This window comes from Hymenobacter cellulosilyticus (assembly GCF_022919215.1).
Classification (GTDB): domain Bacteria; phylum Bacteroidota; class Bacteroidia; order Cytophagales; family Hymenobacteraceae; genus Hymenobacter; species Hymenobacter cellulosilyticus.
This window is the reverse complement of the sequence record NZ_CP095046.1, coordinates 2,579,227-2,600,733: the sequence shown is the minus strand read 5'-3', so window position 1 is coordinate 2,600,733 and position 21,507 is coordinate 2,579,227. Positions and strand designations below refer to the sequence as shown.

The following is a 21,507-nucleotide window of genomic DNA, read 5'->3' as shown; positions in this document are numbered from 1 at the left end:
CTCGTTCCAGCGTGACAAGGTCCTTCACTGCGTTCAGGATGACAGGACCAAAAAATAATTCAGGATGAGCTACGCCAGCTTGTCCAGGCTTACTTTGATGCGGCGGAAGGCCTCCTGCAGCTTTTCGTCGGCGGCGGCGGTGCTGAAGCGGATGCAGTTGGGGGCTCCGAACGCTTCGCCGGTCACGGCGGCCACGTGGGCGTCGCTGAGCATGTACAGCGCCAGATCCGTAGCCGTGTTGATAACCGAGCCATCCGGAGCGGTGCGGCCGAAGTAGGCACTCACGTCGGGGAAGATGTAGAAGGCCCCGCTGGGCGTGGGCGTTTTGAAGCCCGAAATGTCTTTTACCTGCTCCAGCACCAAGTCGCGGCGGCGGCGGTAGGCGGCCACCATTTCATCGGCCGAGGTGCGGCCTCCTTCCAGGGCAGCCAGGGCCGCGCGCTGAGCCACCGAGCAGGTGCCGGAGGTAATCTGGCTCTGCATTTTCTCGCAGGCGGCGGCAATTTGCTTGGTAGCAGCCAGGTAGCCCACGCGCCAGCCCGTCATGGCGTAGCCCTTCGAGAAGCCGTTGACGGTAATAACCCGGTCTTTTACTTCTTCAAACTGGGCCAGGCTGGCATGCTCGCCCACGAAGTTGATGTACTCGTAAATTTCGTCGGCAATGACGTGAATGCGGGGGTGGCGGGCCACTACCTCGGCAATCCGGCCCAGCTCCTCGCGCGAAAACACCGAGCCCGTGGGGTTGCAGGGCGAGGAGTACATAATGAGCTTGGTGCGGGGCGTAATGGCCGCTTCCAGCTGCTCGGCCGTCACTTTATAGTCGTTTTCCAGGGTACCCAGCAAGGTCACGCTCACGCCCTCGGCCAGGCGTACCATTTCCTCGTAGCTTACCCAGTAGGGCGCAAATACGATGACCTCGTCGCCGGGGTCTACCAGACTTAGCACGGCATTGGCCAGAGCCTGCTTGGCGCCGGTGCTCACCACGATGTTCTCACACTGGTAGTCGAGGTTGTTTTCGCGCTTGAGCTTGTCGGCAATGGCAGTGCGCAAATCCACGTAGCCGGGCACGGGCATATACTTGGTGTAGCCTTCGTCCATGGCCTTTTTGGCGGCCTCGCGGATGTATTCCGGCGTAGCAAAATCCGGCTCGCCGAAGCTCAGATTAATCACGTCGATGCCCTGGGCCATCAGCTCCCGGGCTTTTTTGGCCATGGCAATGGTTTGGGACTCCTGCAGGGCACTGATGCGCTCCGACAAAATGGAAGTAGTAGGCACGGCGGTAGTAACAGACATACAAAACAGGTTGGGGGTGGGAGGCTGCAAAAGTACGATTTACCCCGGAGTTGGGTCAGACAATAGCTTCGATTTGGGAAAGCTGAAACACTTTTAGCTGAAACATTTTGAACTGTTTCAGCTAAAAGTGTTTCAGCCTTGAGGAGTGAGCAAAGCCCTTACTCCTGCCGGCCCAGCTCCCGCAGACAGCGCAGCATAATGCTCACGTCCATGGAAGGCTCATAGTCTTTGGCGTAGAGCAGCTCCAGACGGCGGCGGGTGGCTTCGGGCAGGGCCGCGACGGCGTGAGCGGCATCGGCGGGCGAAAGCACGGCGCGGGCCATACGGCGCGGGCCCTCCGCCTGCCGCAGTCCTACCCAGGTGCTGCCCCCGGTGAGCACACGCAGGCAGTTGCGCAAAAACCCGGTTTTCTCTTTTTGTACCCAAATCAGCAGCGGGGCCGTGACCAGCAGCAGCAGCGCGACCAGCACGTCGAAGATGCGCTTATTGCGGGCCTGCTGGGGCTGGTAGAGATTCAGGGCAATGTCCAGGGCGTAGTAGTCGCCGGGCGAGTCTTTCGAGGAGCTGCCGATGATGTACTGGCTGTCTTCGGGCAAGATTTTGTAGGCCACCGGTGGGTCCTGGGGCAGGGTTACCATCAGGGCAATAATCTGGCTGGCCGACAAGTCCTTGCCGCAGAAAATGAGCTCATCCAGGGCGTAGATGCGGATAATATCGTCGAGTTGCCGCACTTCGCCCAGCGCGTCGTCCGGCGAGGAGGTGGTGAACTGCTGAGAAGGTGAGCTGTGAGCTTCCGCTTCAGCGTTGGGCGTCACGTAGCCGATGATGCGGGCCTGCACGGCGGCCGTTTCCAGCAGGCGGCGCACCCGGCGGCTTTCCTGAGCCGAGCCCACGATGGCCACGTTTTTCTGGCGCCGCTCGTTCAGGCGCAGGTCGCGGTAGCGGTAGAAGTGCAAAGCCAGCCGCCGGCCCACCAGGGCCGCAATGCTCCACACTCCGCCCAGAATAATTAGGGCCTTGGAAAAGCGGTAGGCGTCGAGGAAGTTGGAAAAAGCCGAAATCAGGACCGTGCCCACGAAAATACCCCGCACGATGCGGCCGGTTTTGGTGGGCTGGTCGTAGGCCCCGCTGAAAAAGGCCGAGGTAAGCCACACCACGATATACGCCGGCACGGCCACCAGCATAAACTCCGGCGGGTAGTCGGTGCGCACGTACTTGTGGTTCTGCTCCCAGTAGGATTTCAGAAAGTACATGCCTGCGTAAATCAGACCGGCATCGAGCAGCACCGGGGCCACTCGCAGCAGCAGGCGCTGCCCCACGGCCAGGCCCGCCCGGAGCCAGATGGCCAGGTTAATGAGCAGGGAAAACGTGCCGGCACGCTCGGGGGCGAAGTGCTTGCGGGCAAAAATCACCATGGCCCGGTAAAACACGAACACGTAATTGACGCTGGTCCGCTTGGTGCTCTCGCCCTTGTAGTGAATGATGCGGGTGCCGGGAAAATAGTAGTTTTTCCAGCCGCCCTGGGTCAGGCGGTACGAGAGGTCAATGTCCTCGCCGTACATGAAGTAGTCCTCGTCGAGCAGGCCTACCTGGTCGAGGGCGGTGCGGCGCATGAGCATAAAGGCCCCGCTGAGCACTTCAATTTCGTGGGCCTGGTCTTTATCGAGGAATCCTAAGTGGTAGCGCCCGAAGGTGCGCGACTTGGGAAACAGGCTGGCCAGCCCGAAAATCTTGTAGAAGGCCACGGCCGGCGTGGGCAGGCCCCGCTTGCTTTCGGGCAGAAACTTGCCCTGCCCGTCGAGCATCTTCACGCCCAGTCCGCCGCCATCGGGGTGGGCGTCCATGAAGTCGCAGCAGGCCCGGAAGGTGTCTTCCTCCACCACCGTGTCGGGGTTGAGCAGCAGGATGTACTCGCCCTTTGCTACGCGCATGGCCTGGTTGTTGGCCTTGCTGAAGCCCGGATTGTCCTTGTTCTCAATCAGAATGACTTCCGGAAACCGGGCCCGCACCATGGCCACCGAGCCGTCGACGGAGTTGTTGTCGACGACGAAGACCTCGGCCGGGGCCCCGAGTTTTTCCACCGCCCGCCGCACCGACAACAGGGCCTGCTCCAGAAAATAGCAGACGTTGTAATTAACAATAACGATGGACAGCTTCACGGGGCGCAAAAGGGGCGGCAGATTTAGGCGGCGAAAGTTACGCACTTAACCTTGTATCCCGGCTTGGCGGCCCTTTGGTCCCGACAATCCCGGAGTTTATCCCATAAGTATGGTCGTGTGCTACAGGTGCCGTACCCTTGCTATCGAACCCGGCACTAACGGACTTTATCTTCTTATTCTATCCTCATTTTTATTTAGCATGGCACCACCAGTGTATTCGCTATCCTCGCTCAGAACTCTGGGTCTGGCAACCGCAGTCAGCTTTTTAGCCCCGAGCTGCTCCCCCAATGACGTAATTGCGCCCGACGCACCCACCTCCAAATCCCAGCAGGAAAGGGCTGACTACTCGGGCGAAGAGCTGTTCCGGGGAATCTTCTTCTTCGAGGGCCGGGTAGCCGAGCAGATTCCCTCCTTCGACGCCTACCGGGCCACCATCCGCAAGGCCGGCGTTCAGCACCCCGAGGTGCTGGTGAAGCGGGCCCAAACCGTGGACGCCCTGGTGAGAGGCGTGCGCAGCATCTACCCCACTTACTTCATGGAGCTCAAGCTGGCCATTGCCTCCCAGAACTTTGAGCGTATCAAGGGCGCTATCCGCAAGGGTACGGCCCTGAACGAAGCCGCTGCCCTGTCTTCCCTGAATACGCCCGAAGACAAGCAGGCCTTCCTGCAGCGCCGGCAGGTGATTCAGTCGCTGAACATGGCCGAGTACGACTTCAAAAAGGAGCAGGACCTCAAGCGCTTCGTGCAGGACTCCAAGCAGGCCCTGGCCGACGCAGGCTACGAGTCGAGCCAGCCCATTCAGGACGAGGTAGAATACGCCTTCGTGTACCAGCAAACCGACGTGTTTGCCTACCAGTACACCTCGGTCTTCATTGCCGAGAGCGTGCACGCCTGGTTTGAGCAGCTGGCCGACCAATCGGGTGCCAGCCAGCTCGAAGTAGAACTGCTCATCAAGGAGCTTTCCTACAAGCTCAACTAAGCAGGGCCGCTTGCTTTCGCCTAGCCAGCCCTGCGCTGCTGTACTACTTATCGGCTTTATCGATACGCCTACACTTACCTTATCTAGTAGGCGCCAGCGGGCCACACCGGCTGCTGAAAACACAATTAACTATCTGTAAACCAGCAGACAATTATCAACTAACATCTTTTTAACTTTTTCATTATTCTACCTTTTTAACCTCTATTGTTATGATTAACTCCATCCGCAACTCGAAATTCACTAAGTCGGCCATGATGCTGGGCCTCACCTCTTTCCTGGCAGTAAGCTGCGCCAAGGACGAACTGCGGGCCCCCGCTCCGCTAGCCTCCACCGCCAAGGCCGATGTTTCGGGCGAGACCCTGTTTCGCGGCATCTTTCTGATGGAAGGTGAAATTGCCAAGAAGCTGCACACCCTCGACTCGTTCCGCCTGGCCATGGACAAAGCCGCGAAGAACGACCCGACCTACGCCCAGAAGCGCCAGAAGGGCAACGATTACCTGATTGAGCTGGTGCGCAAGCTCGACCCCAACTACTTCAACGAGCTGAAGGGCGCCGTGGCCTCGCAGGACTTCGCCAAAATTGACGGCACGATGCGCAAAGGCGGCATGCTGATTCAGGCCGCCACGGCCGGGGCCCTGTCGTCCAGTGCCTTCCAGCAGCGCAAGGCCGTAATCGACTCCATGGACATGACCAAGTACGACTTCAAAAAGGAAAGCGACGTCACCCAGTTCATGCAGGATGTCAAGCTGAAAGTAGCCGAGGCGGGCGGTGACGAAGCTTCGGTGCAGCAGCAGGAGCTGGAGATGTGCGTAGCGCTGGCCGTGGCCGCCGTCGTAGCCGCCGTGGCCTGGGAAGCCGTAGCCGTGGTGAACGTAGCCGTGGTAGCCACGGTGGCCGTGTACGCCGCCGCTCTGCTGTGGCGCCCCGCCGGCACCGACGCGGCCGATGGACAGGGCAGCCTGGAAAAAGAGCAGTTCATCAAGGAAATTGCCTTGAGCCTGAACTAGGCTTCTAGGTACCGAAAAAACAATGGAGGCCTCCTCGCCACGCACAGGAGGCCTCCACCGTTTTGCAGCAGCACTTTACATTATATAGCCTTATACCCTACGCCTTATTCTTTATTCTATGTTCGCTTATCTCCGCAAATCGACTTCTGTTAAGGCCTTGAGCTTATTGGCCGTGGGCACCTCCCTGATGATGAGCTGCAGCAAAGACCAGGTGCAGCCCTCCGCTCCCATTGAGCACCACTCCGCCAGCGCGGCCGCCTACAGCGGCGAGGAGTTGTTCCAGGGCATTTTCCTGATGCAGGGCGACGTAGCGACCCATATTCCGTCTTTTCAGGCCACCCGCACAGCGTTGGCCAACAACGATAAGCAGCGTCCCGCTCAGCTACAAAAACGCCAAGCCATGACTGCCCGTCTGCTCGCAGCGGTTCGCAGCCTGGACCCAGGGTACTTTGCGGAGCTACGCCAAGCCGTCGTCTCGCGAAATTTCAGCCAAATCGAGCAAAGTCTGCGCAAAGGTGCCGCCTTACAGCATACGGCTCTGCAGCAGGTGGTATCTGCTACGCGGCTGGCCAAACAGCAGCAGCAGCGCAGCGAGGCACTCAAGCAAATCGACTTTGCAAAGTATGACTTCGCTAAACAGGCCGATTTTGAGCAGTTCCTCCATGATTCGAAAGCAATTGGCGGCGGCACGGGGACGGAAAGTTCGGTTGCAGCCGAAGATGAGCTGCTTATAATTGATAATGGTGGTGTAGTTATCACCTATGCGCTGTTATGGTACTTTGATATGTACCCATGGATTATTCTGGGCAATGAACAAGAGGGAATAAGTGCGCAGGTATCGACAGTAATGCAGAAGCGGGCTGATCTGGAGAAGGAAAAACTGGTCCGGGATATTGCCTTCCTACAATAAACACTGGCTGCTTATTTGGCCGGCTGAGGCAGGCTATTCTGTTGACCCATCTTATCATTTGCTACAAGGAGCCATTCTGACGAAGGCTCCTTGTGTATTTTATGGAGTCCAGGCCAGGTTGAATTAGCGCTATCTGCGCTTTATACCGCTTCCTACCAGCAGTTGGCCAGAACTACGCCTTAGTGCAATACGTCAGCAAACGCCCTGTTTATCCCGATAAACAGGGCGTTTGTGTAAAAGAATTTAGCTCCTGCAAGCCGCCGTCTATCTTCCATTCACTAAATAAAACCCACCGCTACGGGGCTTGCTGCAGTTATTTCTACCACACTCTATTACCCGCTACTTATGGAAATTAAACGTTTCTCTTTCTACCTCACCGTACTGCTGCTGGGGTTTGTCCTGGTTTCGAAAGCCGTGCAGGCATCCGTGGGCGTCAATGCCACGGAAACGACTTTTCAGGAGCGCTACGCCTTCAGCGTGCTGCTGCCCGAAGGCTGGGGCTTTTTCACCAAGAGCCCGCGCGACGAGAAAAACGTGCTCTACCGGATTATGCCCGACAAAACCCTGGAAGTAGCCGTCCACAAAAATGCTGATCCGGAAAACCTGTTCGGCTTTTCGCGCCGGAGCCGGCGCACGAGTATGGAATTCAGCCGGGTCATGGCCCACGTCAAGGCCAAGGACTGGGAGAAGTACCAGTCGTATTCCCTGCGCGACCTGCTTACCTCCGATACCATTGCGGCCGTGCGGGTGCCCTACTCCACCAAGCAGTTCAACCAATTGGAGAAGGGAACATATATCGTGAAGCGCTACTCCATCGTGCCCTGGGCCTGGGCCCAATACCCCGAGCACTATACCAACCCCGAGCAGTATCTCAAACTCACTATCAACTAAGCAGAGCCATGTATAAGAACACGTTACGCGCCCTCGACGATTACGCCTCGGTCAATCCTTTCACCTGGGTCTACGGGCTGGGCCGCAGCCTGATTGCGCTGGGCACGCTGATTACGCTGGTGCTGAGCAGTCCGGCCATCCTCTTCGACGAGCAGCTATTTGGCAAGATGAGCCTGGATTCGTCGCTGGAAAACTTCAACATCTACTTTCTGTTCGGCTTCGCTAACCTTACCTATGCCTACGCGCTGAGCATCGTGGTACTGCTGCTGGTCATTTCGGGCGTGTTTCCGCGCTACACCGGCATTCTGCACTGGATAGTGACCTACAGCTTTTTCCAGTCGGGCAGCATCGTGGAGGGCGGGGACCAGATAGGCTCGATTATCACCATGCTCCTGATTCCGGTGACCCTACTCGACGGCCGCAAAAACCACTGGGTGAATGCGCCCCAGGCAAACCCGAATTACTACGCCAACTTTATCGGCCGCGGAATGCTGGCCCTGATTGCCCTGCAAATGGCCGTGCTGTACTTCCACGCCGGCATCGAGAAAATGTACAAGCTCGACGAGTGGAAAAACGGCACCGCGGTGTACTATTTCTTTAACGATCCGCTGTTTGGCTATCCTGCCTGGATGCACGGCATTCTGGGCCCGGCTCTGACCAACAGCTATGTGGTGACGACGCTTACCTGGGGCACCATGATTTTTGAGGTAATCTTGTTTGGGTCGCTGTTTATGGCCCCGCAGAAGCGCAAAAAGCTGATCTGGCTGGCGCTGGGCTTTCACCTGGGCATTGCCCTTATCTTTGGTCTGGTCAGCTTTTTCTGCGCCATGGCGGGCGGCCTGGTGCTGTATATGATACCGGTAGAAACAAAAATTCCGGTTCTGCGCCGCCGCAGAACCGGAATTTCACAGCCGGCTACTCCGTATGAATTCGCGCAGCGCCACGCGGTGCTTGAACCCGCTACCGCCTGATAAAGGCGGCGCTACTTGGCCTGTCGGGTGCGCTCCACAATGGAGCGGCCCAGGGTAATTTCGTCGGCGTACTCCAGCTCCCCGCCCATCGGAATGCCGCGGGCAATGGTGCTGATGTGGACGTCGGGAAACTCCCGCAGCTTGCGGGAGAGGAAAAACGCGGTGGTGTCGCCTTCCATCGTGGGGCTGATGGCCAGGATAATTTCCTTGATTTCCGACTCCGGAATGCGGGTCAGCAGGGTGTCGATGTGCAAATCAGAGGGGCCGATGCCCTCGATGGGCGAGATTACGCCGCCCAGCACGTGGTACACGCCCTTGTACTGGCCGGTATTCTCAATGGCAATAACGTCGCGGATATCCGACACCACGCAGACCATGCTATGGTCGCGCAGCTTGTTGGCGCAGATGCTGCACTCCTCCGTGTCGGAAATGTTGTGACAGGTTTGGCAGTAGGTTATTTCGAAGCGCATCTTAGCCAGGGCCTCAGCCAGCGAACTGGTGGCTTCGGTTTCGGCTTTGAGCAGGTGCAGGGTGAGGCGCAGAGCCGTTTTGCGCCCGATACCGGGCAGCTTGGCCAGCTCACCGACTGCGTTTTCTATTAGTTTGGAAGGAAACTCCATTCGTGCGGTTAGGACGATAAAAAAATAGTGTCAGGCCAGGGAGAGCAAACAACTTTCCCTAGCCTGACAACACTTTTTGACAGCTAAAAGGTCAAAGCACGTCGGCAGAAATACCCCGGTCGTGGATGGCGGTGCACATGTCGGCCAGCTCCTCGTAGGCACCGTGCTTGACGGTGCATTGGCCTTTGTGGTGAATCAGTAGGGTGCACTGCTCGGCTTGTTCCGGCTCGTGGCCGCACACGTCGATAAGGGTCCGGATGACGTGCTCGAAGGTGTTTACATCATCGTTGTACACGATAAGGTCGCGCACGTCAATGGTTTCTTCCAGCAGGAGTACATCCTCGTCGTAGTCGATTTGTGGTTTGGTGGTCATGGCACAAAAGTACGGAAAATCGGGTAAAAAACCGTGTTTACCAGGCTTGCCCTGGGCAGTATAACCCACTAGGGGCCAGAATCGTTTCCGGGCCCGGGGCGAATATTTTAGCCGGCCTATATGCGGCCAAATCCGGGTAAAACGGGAAAGAGCAAGCTGGATAATTACCGTGGGGTTCTTCGCAAATCCGGCGTAATTTCCTGCCCTGAACCTTCCCTCCTTTCCGTAGTTTATGCTCCATTTCACTTCGCGCCTGAGTTTTGTGCTCGTGCTGGCGCTGGTGAGCCAGCTGCCGGCCCGGGCCCAGCAGCAGCGGCTCACCATGGAAGATGCCTTCCTCAACCGCAGCCTGCAACCCCAGAACCTGCGGCAGCTTACCTGGATTCCGGGTTCGGCCTCTTACTCCTATGTGCGCCCCAACGCTTTTAAAGGACAGGATGAACTGGTAATTGGCAATGCACAAAGTGAAAAGCCCACGGCAACAGTTCCGCTAGCCTTCCTGAACAGTGCCCTCAAAGCTGCCGGTAACAACCTGGAGGCAAGCAGCTTCCCGACTGTGCAATGGACGAAGCCAAATGAGTTTGTTCTCCTCTCCGACCATCAGGCTTGGCGGGTTGAGTTTGCCAGCAAGTCGTTTCAGGGGGAAATGGGAAGCGGCACCAGCACCTCTGGCCCAGTGCCAGTTCGCCTGTTTGGCTACGACTCGGCCGCCGAAAACGTGGAGCTGGACCCAACCAAAACCCGGGTAGCTTACACCAAGGCGCAGAACCTGTACATCTCGCTGCCGGGCCGCGAAAACGAGGCCGTGACTCAGGAGTCTAATCCCGGCATCGTGAACGGGCAGGCAGCCCACCGCTCGGAGTTTGGCATTACCAAGGGCACATTCTGGAGCCCCCAGGGCCAGAAGCTGGCCTTCTACCGCATGGACCAGACGATGGTGACCGACTACCCCATCGTGACGGTGCTGCCCGCCCCGGCCCAGGCCGTGCCCATTAAGTACCCCATGGCCGGCGACAAAAGCCACGAGGTAACCGTGGGCGTGTACGATCTGAACACCCGCAAAACCGTGTTTTTGCAAACCGGGGAGCCTCGGGAGCAATACCTGACCAACCTGAGCTGGAGCCCCGACGAGAAGTTTATCTACGTGGCCGTGCTCAACCGGGCCCAGAACCACATGTGGCTGCGGCAGTACGACGCGGCTTCGGGCGCCTTGGTCAAGACCTTGTTTGAGGAGCAGGACGACAAAACCTTCGTCGAGCCCCTGCACCCGGTGCAGTTCGTACCCGGCCACGCGGGCCAGTTTCTCTGGCAAACTCAGCGCGACGGCTACAACCACCTCTACCTCTACTCGACCAGCGGCAAACTGCTGCGCCAATTGACGAAAGGCCCCTGGCAGGTAACTGACGTGCTGGGCTTTGCCGATAACAACCGCGAAATCGTGTTTCAGAGCACGGCGGCCAGCCCTTTGCAGCGCCGCATCTACAGCGTGAAGCTCAGCGGCGGCAAGGTGCGGGAGCTCACGCCCGAGGCCGGCACCCACACAGCCACCCTCAGCCCGACGGCAACTTCCTGCTTGACAACTTCAGCTCGGCCACCACACCCCGCATTATCCGGACCGTAAGCGTCAAAACCGGTAAAGCCGCGCAAACCCTGCTCACGGCGCCTAACCCCGTGGCCGACTACCAGCTGGGCCAAACCAAGCTGTTTCCCATCAAGGCCGCCGACGGGCAAACCGACCTGTACTGCCGCCTGATTACCCCGCCCAACTTCGACCCCAGCAAGAAATATCCTACGGTCGTCTACCTCTACGGCGGTCCGCACGTGCAGCTCGTGACGGACTCCTGGCTGGGCGGCTCCAACCTGTGGATGCAGCTCATGGCGCAGAAAGGCTATGTGGTGTTTACCCTCGACTCCCGCGGCTCCGGCAACCGGGGCTCGGCTTTCGAGCGGGCCACCTTCCGGCAGCTGGGCACCCAGGAAATGCAGGACCAGCTCAAGGGCGTAGAGTATCTGAAAAGCCTGCCCTACGTGGACGCCGCCCGAATCGGTATCCACGGCTGGAGCTTCGGCGGCTTCATGACCACAACGATGATGACGCGCAGCCCCGGCACGTTTAAAGTGGGTGTGGGCGGCGGCCCGGTTATCGACTGGCGCCTGTACGAGGTAATGTACACGGAGCGCTACATGGATACGCCCCAGGAAAACCCCGAGGGCTACAAGCAAGCCAACCTGCTCAACCATGTCGACAAGCTTCAGGGCCGCCTGCTGCTCATTCACGGCACCGTAGACGACGTGGTGGTGTGGCAGCACAGCCTGAGCTACCTTAAGGCCGCCGTAGACAAGGGCATACAGCTCGACTACTTCGTGTACCCGGGTCACCCGCACAACGTGGGCGGCAAAGACCGGGTCCACCTCTACACCAAGATTACCCAGTACTTCGACGAGCATTTGTAGGCCCGTCGGCCGCCTTTCCTATTTCCCGCCCTAGTATTTTGCCGATGAAGTCTTTTCTAATGGCCCTGTGCGGCCTATTGCTGGGTTGGCCAATGATGGGCCGCGCCCAGGTGGCCCAGCCCGGCCCGGTGCGCTTGCCTTACCGCAGCGGCCAGACCGGCGACGCACTGGAAGTTCGGGTGGATTCGGTTGATTTTATCAAGGCCACGGCCATCAATGAAGCCGGGTTTCGGAACTTCAGCGGGCAGGCTTTCGTGGGGCTAGGCTATGCAGCGGCCCGCTACGGTGGCCTCAACGACCTGCTCCGGCAGGCTGGGTTTCCGCAGGTAGACAACGGGCAGTTCGGCTACGGCGGGGCGGCAGTATCCGGTTTAAGCACGTGGTGCTGGGCATCGAAGGCGTGGTATACGACACCAAGCGGCGCGACAAAAACCTTCGTACCGAGCTTAAGTCGTCTAACGCACTCAACTACGTGGGTTACGCATTTTTCAACCGCAAACATTCGCAGTCCTTCACTCCCACGCTGGGCGTCACCTACGCCTCGGCCGATATCACGCTGACAGACTTCGACCCGAACGGCACTACGGGGGCTGGCGGCTTGCTGACCGGCCCGGCCTTTGCCCGCACTCTGAATTACCGCAGCACGGGCCTGGCGTTGGGCGCACACTACGAGCTCTACCCTTCGACGCGGCCGTGCTCAAGCGCTGCGTGGTGGGGCTGCACCTCAACTACTCGCCCCGCATTGGCAAAGGCCGCTACCACGCCACCGATTACAAGCAGGAAGTAGCCGGCCCTGCCCTCAACCCCCTGCTGTTCTCCGCCCGCGCGGTATTTGGCTTTGTCTTCTAAGCGTAGTGCTTATTATCCGAGTCTGACGGCGTAGCATCAGGCGAGCTTCAGGAGTAACCCAACAAAAAAGCCACTTCCCGCGTCGGAAGTGGCTTTTTTGTTGATGCTCAACTTCTTTTTACCGCCCAATCTGGCGGTTGATGGTCTCGTCAGTAATCTTGTCGTCGTCCATCAGCAGCAGAGCTTTGCTCAGGATAATGGACAGCACCGCGTCGCCTTCGAAAGGAAGAAACACGTCGGCCGCGCCCGGAGTTTTGGCGGAGCGGTCCGGCACGATGCACAGGTACTGGTCGTTGGGCTCCATCAGGATATTGCCCGAGCCCAGGTGAATTTTGTAGGTACGCCGCTTGCCGCGCACCACCAGAAACCGGTCCTGAATTTCGCTCACCTTCCCGATTTTCATGCGGGGCACCAGCCGCTCCAAAGCCAGCTTGCGGTTTTTGGCCACTTCCCCAATTCGCCGAAGCTGTAGCTTTCCCAGTAGTTGCGGTAAGCTGGCAGGCCGCCGTTGTCGCGCCACTGTGGGTCGTTGCCCACGCTGCCCACGCCTACAAACAGGTCTACGTCGCGCATCACTTCGGAGAAAACCAGCGGCGGCACCTCCGTCAGCGGCACGGGCCCGTGGTTATTGACGAAGCGGACCTGGTCGGTGCTGACGTAATTCCAGATACCCGTGGCGTTGAAGGCGTCATCGGCATTGACTTCACTCACCCAAAACTCCGCCTCCAAGTCGTGGCCGGGCACCGGCAGCGTGGCCGAGTCCGAGTCGTACCCCTTGTCGTAAGCCCCCAGGAGGCTATAACGCCAGCCGCGCAGCTTGGCCAGGGAATTGAATTGGTGCTGGCGCAATACGTGGGCGGCCATGCGGTTGGAATACGTACCGGTACGCTCCTCGGGCGGCGTAAGCAGGTACAGTTCCCGAAACGCCTGCTTTAGCGGTTGCCGCAGCTGCCTGTCTTCCAGTAGTTTGCGCCACGCCTGCACCTCGTTCGTCGGGGCCAGCACGGGGTGCCAAAGCTGCACCCGAACTGCCGTCGTTAGCGGAGGCAACGGCTGGCCCTGGGCATCATGCCAGGCCTCATTCAGCCAAAGGGCATCGGTGTGAGAGCCGTCGGGCTGGTGGAAGCGCCAGATCAACTGGCGGGTCAGGTAACCGAGCAAGCCGTGCTCCAGGTAGTATTGCTCAAACCAAGCCAGAGGCAGCTGCCGGCCCTCCACAAAGCTGCGGTCCAGCCGCTCCCGCTGCGCCGTCAGCGTTTGCTGGGCCAGGGTTTGGGCCTCTCTCAGGTCTTTGAGCTCAGCAGCGTGGCTTTGCTTTAGCGCCGCCGGTGCCGACTTAAGTTGCTTACCATCCTTGGCCCACTGCACTTCGGCTTTACCGCCCGTGAGCAGCAATTCGGCCCGGTACTCGCCCAGTTCGAAACGCGCCCGGCCTGCCACGAGGCCGCAGGTTGGGACGGCCATATCTTCAATCTCGGCGGGCGTCACGCCTAGTTCCCGGGAAGCTTTTTTGATGTGGCTGCCAATCAGGGCTTGCGTGCTGGTTTGCTTTACCCTTTGGCGCAACCGCGAGAGGTGAGCAATACCCGGCAGCCCAGACTGGGCCAGGGCCATTACGCAGGCATTGCCCAGGCTAACGGCCACTGGCCCCTGCCCCGGAACTCTGTGGTAGCACTTCAGGGCCAGTTCCGCAAGGGAGGAATACATGGCCGGCGTAAGCAGAGAAATACTTGTCCAGACAAGCCCTTTGGCGGTGTTCAGATTCGAGTCCGTCAGCAGATACGAATTTGAATACGAGCTAGGGTCGTCGTTGAGATGGAAGGTCTGAATGGGCAGCTGCGTTAGACCGGCCAGCCAAACACCGTAGTGCGCTACCACGATTTCCTGGCCAACTGCGGCAATGGCAGCCTCGGCTTCCTTCTTAAACTTGGCCGTGGGCTGAGCCCCGCTGGCTTTGTGCCAAAGCTGTAACAGCTGCAGCCAAGGCCGGGCCGTAGGGGCTCTAGCTCCTCAATAAACTCATTAAGCGCCTGTCCGAAAGCATCGTTGCCGGAGAATATGACGGTAGGCAGCGCCTCTCGGTCGGTTTGGGCCAGAATGTCCTGAACTTTTATCCGCACTTTCACCAAAGGTGCGTAGCCCGTATAGTCCCCGATTTTAACTAGCAGCTCCTTTAGGTAGGTGGTCAGGGTTTCATCCAACGGCTGCTTTTTGACTTGCTTCTCTAACTGAGTTAGCACCGCCGTCACCGGATATGTGTATAATGAGGCAATAATGGTATCGGGCGTAGCTTCCTTACCGAGCTTGAATTGCTCCAGCAGGCGCACAAATGCCGCATTGCTCAGCTCCAGCGTTGAGCGCAACAGTACCTTGAGCAGCGTATCGAGCAAGTGCCGGGCTTTGCTGTCGTGTGCCAGACCGGGCATGGCTTCGGCCGTGGCCAGCACCAGCCGACCCTTGTAGGCCGGGCTCTGGTTTTTCAGGTTTGCATAAGCTGTAAGTTCCGACAAAGTCAGGTCCCAGTAGCTGCCGGCCTGCTTTTCAAATTCCAGAAGCATATCGAGCAGCACGGGCTGCATTTCCAGCGCCTCCGGGCTGGTGCTCCGTATTTTAGCAATATAAGTCGTGCTCTTGGTAGTCATCGAAAAAGCTGAAATAGCCCATAAAGTAGCAGTTGCGCCACGGCAGGCATCCCGCTAATATTCCGCAGAGGCGTTACGCCGCGTTATGCTCAGCCGCCCACCAGCGGAGTAAGCTTAATAAAGCTGGCCGTAGCTCCGCTTCCCAGCCATACTTCTTCTTCTAAACTATCGACCTGCCGGTCATTAACCAGCACGAAATAGCTGTTTTGCAGGAAGCCCTCCAAGGCTTTATACAACTGGACTTCGGTATCAATTGGCTTAGCTTGGCGCAACATCCGGAACCCGTTGAGCACCCGCTCCGACTCGGTGGGCTGCACTAAGCCCTGAAATATTTCCTGCTGCCGGGTGTTGTACGCAATTACTTCCTGCGCTACACGGCGGGCTATTAACTCGCGCACGGTGAGCATTTCTTGGGCTATTTCCAGCTCCAGCCGGTTGAGGACACCGCCCGCAACGGTTTCATCCTGAATCGTAAGTAAGGCCATAACGAAGAACAAGTAAGTGAATGGAATCAGTAGGCCTGGGCGCCAAACTAACGCCGTTAGCCGAAGCAAGGTACTAAAATTGTTAGCAAACACAATTCTTTAGTACCCGTTTTTTGTCGCGGGCGTATTGCCTGTTTAGTTCTTCGTTTTTTCCTGCGAACTTTCCTCTATGCCCGTTCCCTCCTCTGAATTCAAGAAAGCTCTGAAGCGCCTGCCTGATGCCGACAAGGAAAAGCTGCTGCTGCGGGCCGTGCGCCGCGACGCTGAGCTCTACGAAACCCTGGTATTCGAGCTGCTGCCCGAAGTAACGGTGGAGCAGGTATATGAGCAGACCACCGACCGAATTCATGAGCTATTCAACGTGGCCGTGACCGGGCGCCTGCTCAACCGCAGCCTGAATAAGGCGCTGGGCAAGGCCGTGAAGGAAAGTGCCCGCTCCCGCCGCATTACCAAGGACAAGCGTCTGGAAATTGACCTGAACCTCTACGCCCTGCGCCTGATTTTCGACAACTATACCGGGCAGTTCGACTCGCCCTATAATGGCTTTTACGTGAGTACGGCCCGGCTTACGGCCCGTACTGCCCAGCTTATCCTGGCTAACCTGCACGAGGACCTGTGGCTGGAATACAAGCCCGAGCTCGACGATTTTCTGCAGCAGCTCCACGGCCGTAGCAAAAGCCGCAACCTACGCTTCGAACTGCCCCGGGAGCTGGTAGTGCCGGAATAGCGCCATGCGCTGGGGCCGGGCTTCAGAGAACAACTTTTAGTTCTGCCCGCCGGCGGTGGCAGGTAAGCCAGCTTCGCATTGGGCTTTTTGCCCACAAAAAAAGCCCCCGTCGTGTAGCACGACGGGGGCTTTTTTAGAATTGCTACTTCTGGTTATTACTTGGCAATAACGTTGAAGCTCAGGGTGAAGTCGTTATCAATGGCTTTGTCGCCAATGCTTTCGAAGAACGACTTCGAGCCGTATTTGATGTCAAACTGGGTCCGGTCGATGGTAGCGGTGCCCGAAGCGGCAGCTACGCCGTTTTTCACGCCGATTTTGGCGGGGAAGCTGATTGGCTTGGTGATGCCCTTGATGGTCAGGTTACCGGTTACGGTAGCGTTGTTAGCATCAGCGGCAGCGCCTTTGATGGGGTAATCTTGGTGATTTTGAAGGTCGACGTAGCATTCTTCTCAATGCTGAAGAAGTCGTCGGAGCGCAGGTGGCCCATCAGTTTGCCGTTGGTGTCGGCGTCGGTGATGTCGGTAACCTTCAGCGAGTTCATGTCGATGACGAAAGTGCCACCGGTGATTTGGTTGCCTTTTACTTCCACGTCACCGCTTTTGAACTGGATGGTACCGCTGTGCTGGCCCGTCACTTTTTTGCCAACCCAGCCCAGGGTGCTGAGTTGTGGCTGCACTTTGTACACCGTAGCGGCGGCCTTGGTGCTGGTGGCTGCTTTCGGAGCCGAAGGATCTTTGGCAACGGCCGGAGCAATCATGATAGAAGCAACGAACAGAGCGGAAAGAGCAAATTTTTTCATGACTAAAGGAAAGTAAAAGGGGAACGGTATGGGGTTGACTGAAAAACGTCAGTCGCGGATTTTATCGAGAATGGTGTTGAGCTGCTGGGCTTCTTCCAACGTCAGGGTCTTGAGGCCGTGGTGCAAATCCACGCTGGCATCCATGCGCTGCAACAGCTCCAGGCCGCTGTCGGTGATGCGGATATCCACGGCCCGGCGGTTGCTGGGGCACACGGTGCGCGTCACCAGGGCCTTGGCTTCGAGCTTATCGACGATGCGGGAAGCATTGCTGGTTTTGTCGAGCATGCGCTCAATGAGCAGGTTGACCGTAGCCGGCTTGGGGTGCTGACCGCGCAGAATGCGCAGAATGTTGAATTGGGGCAGTGTAATGTCGAATTCGCGGAAGGAAGCCTGCTGCTGCTGCTGCAGCCAGCCGGCCGTGTATACCAGATTGATCAGGCCTTTCTGGTACTCATCCTTAAACACGGGCTGCTTTATTTCGTCTTCGATTCTCATGGTCTGCATTCAGCCGGGCTGGATTACGTTGCAAATATATGTACATACATTTAATGTCGCAACATAGTTCACCAAATTTATTTTTCGGGGGCCCGGATGCGGCAAAAACTGAATTGCGGCAAACCCGTAAGCTCAGCGTATTAACCAAACACCGCGCCATGAATCGTCATCTCCTCCCCGCCCTTCTATTGTTGGCCCTGGCCAGCCCGCTCAGTGCATTGGCCCAGGCCCCGGCTCAGCCCAAGCCCGCCGTGCTCGGCGCCATTTCGGCCAATACTACCGACCAGTTTCTGATGCGCGAGGGCGAAGTAGTGCTGCGCTCGGGCTCGAGCACCAAGCCCTTAACCAAGAACGTGGTGCTGAGCAATGGCACAAAGGTGAACTATAAGAGCGGGATTGTGGAGCTGCCCGGCGGCAAAAAAACCACGCTCAAGGAAGGTGACTACGTGACCATGCAGGGCGACATTGTGTTTGCCACGCCCGGCAGCGCGGCCGCAGCCCGGGGCACTACCGCCCCGGCTGGCGCCCAGTACGAGCAGTACGTGGACCGCAACTCCCCGCCGACCACTGCCGACATGGAGACGCGCCTGACCAGCCTCAACAACCGCCTCACCCTAATGGCCCAGAAAATCCAGCTTCTCAACGACAAAATCAGCCTTTTGAGCTCCGGCACCCAGCGCCCCGCCGACACCAGCCAGCTCGACCAGCAGATTAAGGCCCTGGATGAGCAGCTGCGGCAGGTGAAGTAAGCTTTCCAATACTGACTTCGTTATAAGGATACAGACAAAGCGCCACCTGCTACGGGTGGCGCTTTGCTTATTGTATAGACGTTGCTCGAGTAAGCCGATTGACGGTAATCTGGGCGCAGAAAGGGTGCTTATCGGCCGAGCGGATGTGGCTTTGCTTTCGGTCAATAATTACTATTCGGGTCAGCTTGGCATTGGCTCCATCCAACTCTTCGCTTCTTTTAACCGTGAACTGCCCCGGCAGGTAGTTCAGCAGAATGGTGTCGCCTTTTACCTGATACCGGCCTTGGGCCGTGTTCAGACCATTATGCAGAATTTCAAATTCGTTGTTTTTCTCGTACAGCTGGAGATAATGCAGCTCATCAAAGGCTGAAAACACCACGTCTTCTCGTACGCTGCAAGACGCCAGTGCCAAGCCCAGCGCTAGTGTCATTCTATTTTTCGCCAGCATTTTCAATACCCTGTAAGTTTGCCCATTAACTCACCACTGGCCGCAACGACTTCCAGCACACGGGCAGCGGCGTGAGCACCCCGTCGGCTTCCCGCACCAGCCCAAACGGCTCGTCGCGCAGAATGAGGAAGCCGTCCAGGTCGCAGACCTCGGCCAGGTGGCTGATCTGCAGGGCCGACCAGATGCCCAACGAGGTTTCGACCATGCAGCCCAGCATCGTTTGAAGGCCGTGGACGCGGGTCTTTTGCAGCAGCCGCAGGCCGTTGAGGTAGCCGCCGGCCTTCATCAGCTTCATATTTACGCCGTGAAACTGCTGGGCAATGCTGGCAAAGTCGGCTGTGTCGGTTACGGACTCATCGGCAAACACGGGCCAATGCGACCGGCTGCGCAGGTAGCGGTAGTCGTCGGGGCAATGGGCGGGCAGGGGCTGCTCCAGCAAGCGCACCCGCAGGCCGGGCAGGGTCTGGGTCTGCTCCAGGAATTGCAACAGCGAGTCGGCGTCGGTCCAGGCTTCGTTCCCGTCGATAAGAATTTCGCGGCCGGGCAAGGCCTGCGTCAGGGCCCGCAGCAAATCGAACCCGCTTTCCTGGTTTACCTTGACTTTGATCTGGGCAAAGCGGCTCATGCGCTGCTCCTGCACAAAGGCGGCCACCGCACCAGGCTCCATGATGGGCAGCGTAAAAGCCGTGGCTACCGGTCGGCTCGGAGCGGGCACGCCCAGCCACGCCGACACCGACTGGCCCTGCAAGGCGGCTTCGCGGTGCACAAACGCCGACTCCAGGGCGAAGCGCAGGGCGTGGGAAGGCGCCTTTTTGGTCAGAAACTCTTCCAGCTCGGGCAAGCGGGTGCACTGGCCCAGCCCGTCCTGCAGCAGGGCCTCAAACTCGGCCATCAGGCCGGCGGGCGTTTCGCCGTAGCGCACGTTGGGCGCGGCCTCGCCCCACCCCGAGCTGGAGCCCTCCCCTACCCGCACGACCAGGTTCGTTTTCGTATCGGTGGCGTTGCGGGAAAGTTTCCAGGTATAACGTAGCGGCAGCTCGTGAGCAGCCAGGGTCCAGGGTAGCGGCACAGGAAAATAGATAGAGTAGAAACCAGTACAGATGTACGGAAAAACAAGATTGATAGGGAGCAATTCACTACGAAACTCAATAACCTATCTTTGCTGAGTTTCCCGCCTCGTTTTCCCTCCGATTTTTCCCGCATGAAGTTTTCCCGCCTTGCTCTTCTGGTCTTGCTGCTGCTCGTGGTAGCCGGGGCCCTCACCGTTTTGCACGCCTACAATCCCGGCAGCCTGCCCGACGTGGTACCCATGGCCGCCCGCTGGGTGGCACTGCTCGCCATGGTGGCCTACGCCACCCAGCGCCGCTCCCTCACCTTCTGGATTGTGGTGAGCATGTTCGTTGGGGCCGAGGCCGGAGCCGACTTCCCGCAGCAGGCCCAAAACCTGAAAGTGCTCAGTGACGTGTTCCTGCGCCTGGTCAAGACCATCATTGCCCCGCTGGTATTTGCCACGTTGGTAGTGGGCATTGCCGGCCACGCCGACCTGAAAAAGGTGGGCCGCATGGGCGTCAAGGCCCTGGTGTACTTCGAGGTAGTAACCACCTTCGCCCTGTTCATCGGTCTGGCCGCCATCAATCTGACCAAGGCCGGCCGCCTCGACCCGGCCGTGCTGGCTGCTGCTCAGGCCAACAACAACGTGAATGAAACCATTGCGGCCGCGCCCAAGCAGAGCGCAGCCGACATCATCACCCACATTTTCCCCGAAAACATTGCCAAATCAATAGCCGAGGGGCAGGTGCTGCAGGTAGTGGTATTCGCCATCATTTTCGCCATCGGCCTGGCTATGGTCCACGACAAGCACCGCCGCCCCATGGTGGAATGGTCGGAAAGCTTGTCGGAGGTGATGTTTAAGTTCACCAACGTGGTTATGTTCTTCGCCCCGCTGGGCGTGGGCGGCGCCATTGCCTACACCGTGGGCAAGATGGGCTTCGGGCCCCTGGTAAATGCCGTGCAGCTGCTGCTGACGCTCTACGCGGCCCTGATTGCCTTCCTGATCCTGATCCTGGTGCCGGTGGCCCTGATTGCCCGCATTCCAATCAAGCGGTTCGTGCAGGCCATTGCCGAGCCGGTCAGCATTGCCTTTGCCACTACTTCCTCGGAAGCGGCCCTGCCCCGGGCCATGGAAGCCATGGAAAGCATTGGAGTGCCGCGCCGGGTGGTAGCCTTCGTCATGCCAACGGGCTACTCCTTTAACCTCGACGGCACCACGCTGTATCTGTCGCTGGCCGCCGTATTCGTGGCCCAGGCCGCCGGCGTCGAGCTGTCGTTTGGGCAGCAGCTGGTGATGGTATTCACCCTGATGCTGACCAGCAAGGGCGTAGCAGGCGTACCGCGGGCTTCGTTGGTTATTCTGCTGGCCACGGTGGCTTCGTTCAACCTGCCCTCCTGGCCGGTGTTCATCATTCTGGGTATTGATGCGCTGATGGACATGGCCCGCACGGCCGTCAACGTTATCGGCAACTGCCTAGCTTCGGCCGTTATTGCCCGCTGGGAAGGCGAGTTCGTCGACAACTACGTGGCCCCGCCCCTCGACGACCTGGCCGAGGCCGACAGCAGCCTGGCTCAGCACGCGCACTAACCCGGCCTTAGCGGCTGA

25 protein-coding genes are annotated in these 21,507 nt (G+C 58.4%); 12 read left to right on the top strand and 13 right to left on the bottom strand.

Annotated elements, in window-relative coordinates:
• Positions 1-69: 69 nt before the first annotated feature.
• Together MUN79_RS12760 and MUN79_RS12755 are read right to left on the bottom strand one after the other, a co-directional pair.
• Positions 70-1,293, bottom strand: a complete 1,224-nt coding sequence (locus tag MUN79_RS12760; protein ID WP_244677994.1) for a pyridoxal phosphate-dependent aminotransferase — start codon at positions 1,291-1,293, stop codon at positions 70-72.
• Positions 1,294-1,451: 158 nt separating this feature from the next.
• Positions 1,452-3,452, bottom strand: coding sequence for a glycosyltransferase family 2 protein (locus MUN79_RS12755; protein ID WP_244678328.1), 2,001 nt, complete (start codon positions 3,450-3,452; stop codon positions 1,452-1,454).
• A 199-nt stretch (positions 3,453-3,651) separates the two neighbouring features.
• Between MUN79_RS12755 and MUN79_RS12750 the strand changes: the two genes are divergently transcribed.
• From MUN79_RS12750 to MUN79_RS12730, 5 genes are all read left to right on the top strand, one after another.
• Positions 3,652-4,431 (top strand): sporulation delaying protein family toxin, encoded by a 780-nt coding sequence (locus MUN79_RS12750; protein ID WP_244677993.1) that lies wholly within the window; start codon positions 3,652-3,654, stop codon positions 4,429-4,431.
• A gap of 209 nt (positions 4,432-4,640) precedes the next feature.
• Positions 4,641-5,438 (top strand): sporulation delaying protein family toxin, encoded by a 798-nt coding sequence (locus MUN79_RS12745; protein WP_244677992.1) that lies wholly within the window; start codon positions 4,641-4,643, stop codon positions 5,436-5,438.
• Positions 5,439-5,556: 118 nt separating this feature from the next.
• Positions 5,557-6,348, top strand: a complete 792-nt coding sequence (locus MUN79_RS12740; RefSeq protein ID WP_244677991.1) for a sporulation delaying protein family toxin — start codon at positions 5,557-5,559, stop codon at positions 6,346-6,348.
• Between the two features lie 345 nt (positions 6,349-6,693).
• Positions 6,694-7,239 (top strand): SdpA family antimicrobial peptide system protein, encoded by a 546-nt coding sequence (locus tag MUN79_RS12735; protein WP_244677990.1) that lies wholly within the window; start codon positions 6,694-6,696, stop codon positions 7,237-7,239.
• An 8-nt stretch (positions 7,240-7,247) separates the two neighbouring features.
• A complete protein-coding gene (locus MUN79_RS12730; RefSeq protein WP_244677989.1) occupies positions 7,248-8,210 on the top strand; it encodes a sporulation-delaying protein SdpB family protein in 963 nt (320 codons plus the stop codon).
• Between the two features lie 11 nt (positions 8,211-8,221).
• Here MUN79_RS12730 and recR read toward each other — a convergent pair whose 3' ends face one another.
• Positions 8,222-8,830, bottom strand: a complete 609-nt coding sequence (gene recR, locus MUN79_RS12725) for a recombination mediator RecR (RefSeq protein ID WP_244677988.1) — start codon at positions 8,828-8,830, stop codon at positions 8,222-8,224.
• Between the two features lie 91 nt (positions 8,831-8,921).
• Positions 8,922-9,203 carry an ATP-dependent Clp protease adaptor ClpS gene (locus MUN79_RS12720; RefSeq protein ID WP_100334938.1) on the bottom strand — a complete coding sequence of 94 codons (282 nt, stop codon included), beginning with the start codon at positions 9,201-9,203 and terminating at the stop codon, positions 8,922-8,924.
• 232 nt (positions 9,204-9,435) lie between these two features.
• On the opposite strand from MUN79_RS12720, the gene MUN79_RS12715 reads away from it, so the two are divergent.
• From MUN79_RS12715 to MUN79_RS12700, 4 genes are all read left to right on the top strand, one after another.
• Entirely contained in the window at positions 9,436-10,824 is a 1,389-nt protein-coding gene (locus tag MUN79_RS12715; protein ID WP_244677987.1) for a DPP IV N-terminal domain-containing protein, read from the top strand.
• A 50-nt stretch (positions 10,825-10,874) separates the two neighbouring features.
• Positions 10,875-11,657, top strand: coding sequence for an alpha/beta hydrolase family protein (locus tag MUN79_RS12710; RefSeq protein WP_244677986.1), 783 nt, complete (start codon positions 10,875-10,877; stop codon positions 11,655-11,657).
• A 44-nt stretch (positions 11,658-11,701) separates the two neighbouring features.
• Positions 11,702-12,217: a hypothetical protein gene (locus tag MUN79_RS12705; RefSeq protein ID WP_244677985.1), complete on the top strand. Its 516-nt coding sequence runs from the start codon at positions 11,702-11,704 to the stop codon at positions 12,215-12,217.
• A 133-nt stretch (positions 12,218-12,350) separates the two neighbouring features.
• Complete coding sequence (locus MUN79_RS12700; RefSeq protein ID WP_244677984.1) at positions 12,351-12,506, top strand: hypothetical protein; 156 nt, start codon at positions 12,351-12,353, stop codon at positions 12,504-12,506.
• Positions 12,507-12,624: 118 nt separating this feature from the next.
• On the opposite strand, the gene MUN79_RS12695 is transcribed toward MUN79_RS12700, so the two are convergent.
• The 4 genes from MUN79_RS12695 to MUN79_RS12680 form a co-directional block, all read right to left on the bottom strand.
• The gene (locus MUN79_RS12695) at positions 12,625-12,954 is read right to left on the bottom strand and encodes a DUF7737 domain-containing protein (RefSeq protein WP_244677983.1); all 330 of its coding nucleotides are present in this window, start codon (positions 12,952-12,954) and stop codon (positions 12,625-12,627) included.
• Positions 12,906-14,213, bottom strand: a complete 1,308-nt coding sequence (locus MUN79_RS12690) for a DUF4132 domain-containing protein (RefSeq protein WP_244677982.1) — start codon at positions 14,211-14,213, stop codon at positions 12,906-12,908. The genes MUN79_RS12695 and MUN79_RS12690 overlap by 49 nt, the downstream gene beginning before the upstream one ends.
• 164 nt (positions 14,214-14,377) lie before the next feature.
• Complete coding sequence (locus MUN79_RS12685; RefSeq protein ID WP_244677981.1) at positions 14,378-15,148, bottom strand: hypothetical protein; 771 nt, start codon at positions 15,146-15,148, stop codon at positions 14,378-14,380.
• Positions 15,149-15,237: 89 nt separating this feature from the next.
• On the bottom strand, positions 15,238-15,633 hold the full coding sequence (locus MUN79_RS12680; RefSeq protein WP_244677980.1) for a hypothetical protein: 396 nt from the start codon (positions 15,631-15,633) through the stop codon (positions 15,238-15,240).
• A 169-nt stretch (positions 15,634-15,802) separates the two neighbouring features.
• On the opposite strand from MUN79_RS12680, the gene MUN79_RS12675 reads away from it, so the two are divergent.
• Positions 15,803-16,360 (top strand): hypothetical protein, encoded by a 558-nt coding sequence (locus MUN79_RS12675; protein WP_244677979.1) that lies wholly within the window; start codon positions 15,803-15,805, stop codon positions 16,358-16,360.
• 155 nt (positions 16,361-16,515) lie between these two features.
• On the opposite strand, the gene MUN79_RS30045 is transcribed toward MUN79_RS12675, so the two are convergent.
• Genes MUN79_RS30045 through MUN79_RS12665 form a run of 3 tightly spaced genes read right to left on the bottom strand, consistent with a single transcriptional unit; the run spans position 16,516 to position 17,663 of the window.
• Complete coding sequence (locus tag MUN79_RS30045) at positions 16,516-16,692, bottom strand: YceI family protein (protein ID WP_262923062.1); 177 nt, start codon at positions 16,690-16,692, stop codon at positions 16,516-16,518.
• Between the two features lie 35 nt (positions 16,693-16,727).
• Entirely contained in the window at positions 16,728-17,159 is a 432-nt protein-coding gene (locus MUN79_RS30040; RefSeq protein WP_262923032.1) for a YceI family protein, read from the bottom strand.
• A 48-nt stretch (positions 17,160-17,207) separates the two neighbouring features.
• Positions 17,208-17,663: a MarR family winged helix-turn-helix transcriptional regulator gene (locus MUN79_RS12665; RefSeq protein ID WP_311136734.1), complete on the bottom strand. Its 456-nt coding sequence runs from the start codon at positions 17,661-17,663 to the stop codon at positions 17,208-17,210.
• A gap of 149 nt (positions 17,664-17,812) precedes the next feature.
• On the opposite strand from MUN79_RS12665, the gene MUN79_RS12660 reads away from it, so the two are divergent.
• Entirely contained in the window at positions 17,813-18,403 is a 591-nt protein-coding gene (locus MUN79_RS12660) for a DUF6799 domain-containing protein (RefSeq protein WP_244677978.1), read from the top strand.
• A 67-nt stretch (positions 18,404-18,470) separates the two neighbouring features.
• On the opposite strand, the gene MUN79_RS12655 is transcribed toward MUN79_RS12660, so the two are convergent.
• Both MUN79_RS12655 and MUN79_RS12650 read right to left on the bottom strand, forming a co-directional pair.
• Positions 18,471-18,857, bottom strand: coding sequence for a hypothetical protein (locus MUN79_RS12655; protein ID WP_244677977.1), 387 nt, complete (start codon positions 18,855-18,857; stop codon positions 18,471-18,473).
• A gap of 19 nt (positions 18,858-18,876) precedes the next feature.
• Positions 18,877-19,920: a dipeptide epimerase gene (locus MUN79_RS12650; RefSeq protein ID WP_244677976.1), complete on the bottom strand. Its 1,044-nt coding sequence runs from the start codon at positions 19,918-19,920 to the stop codon at positions 18,877-18,879.
• 132 nt (positions 19,921-20,052) lie between these two features.
• Here MUN79_RS12650 and MUN79_RS12645 point away from each other — a divergent pair, with 132 nt between their 5' ends.
• Positions 20,053-21,489, top strand: a complete 1,437-nt coding sequence (locus tag MUN79_RS12645) for a dicarboxylate/amino acid:cation symporter (RefSeq protein WP_244677975.1) — start codon at positions 20,053-20,055, stop codon at positions 21,487-21,489.
• Positions 21,490-21,507: the final 18 nt, after the last annotated feature.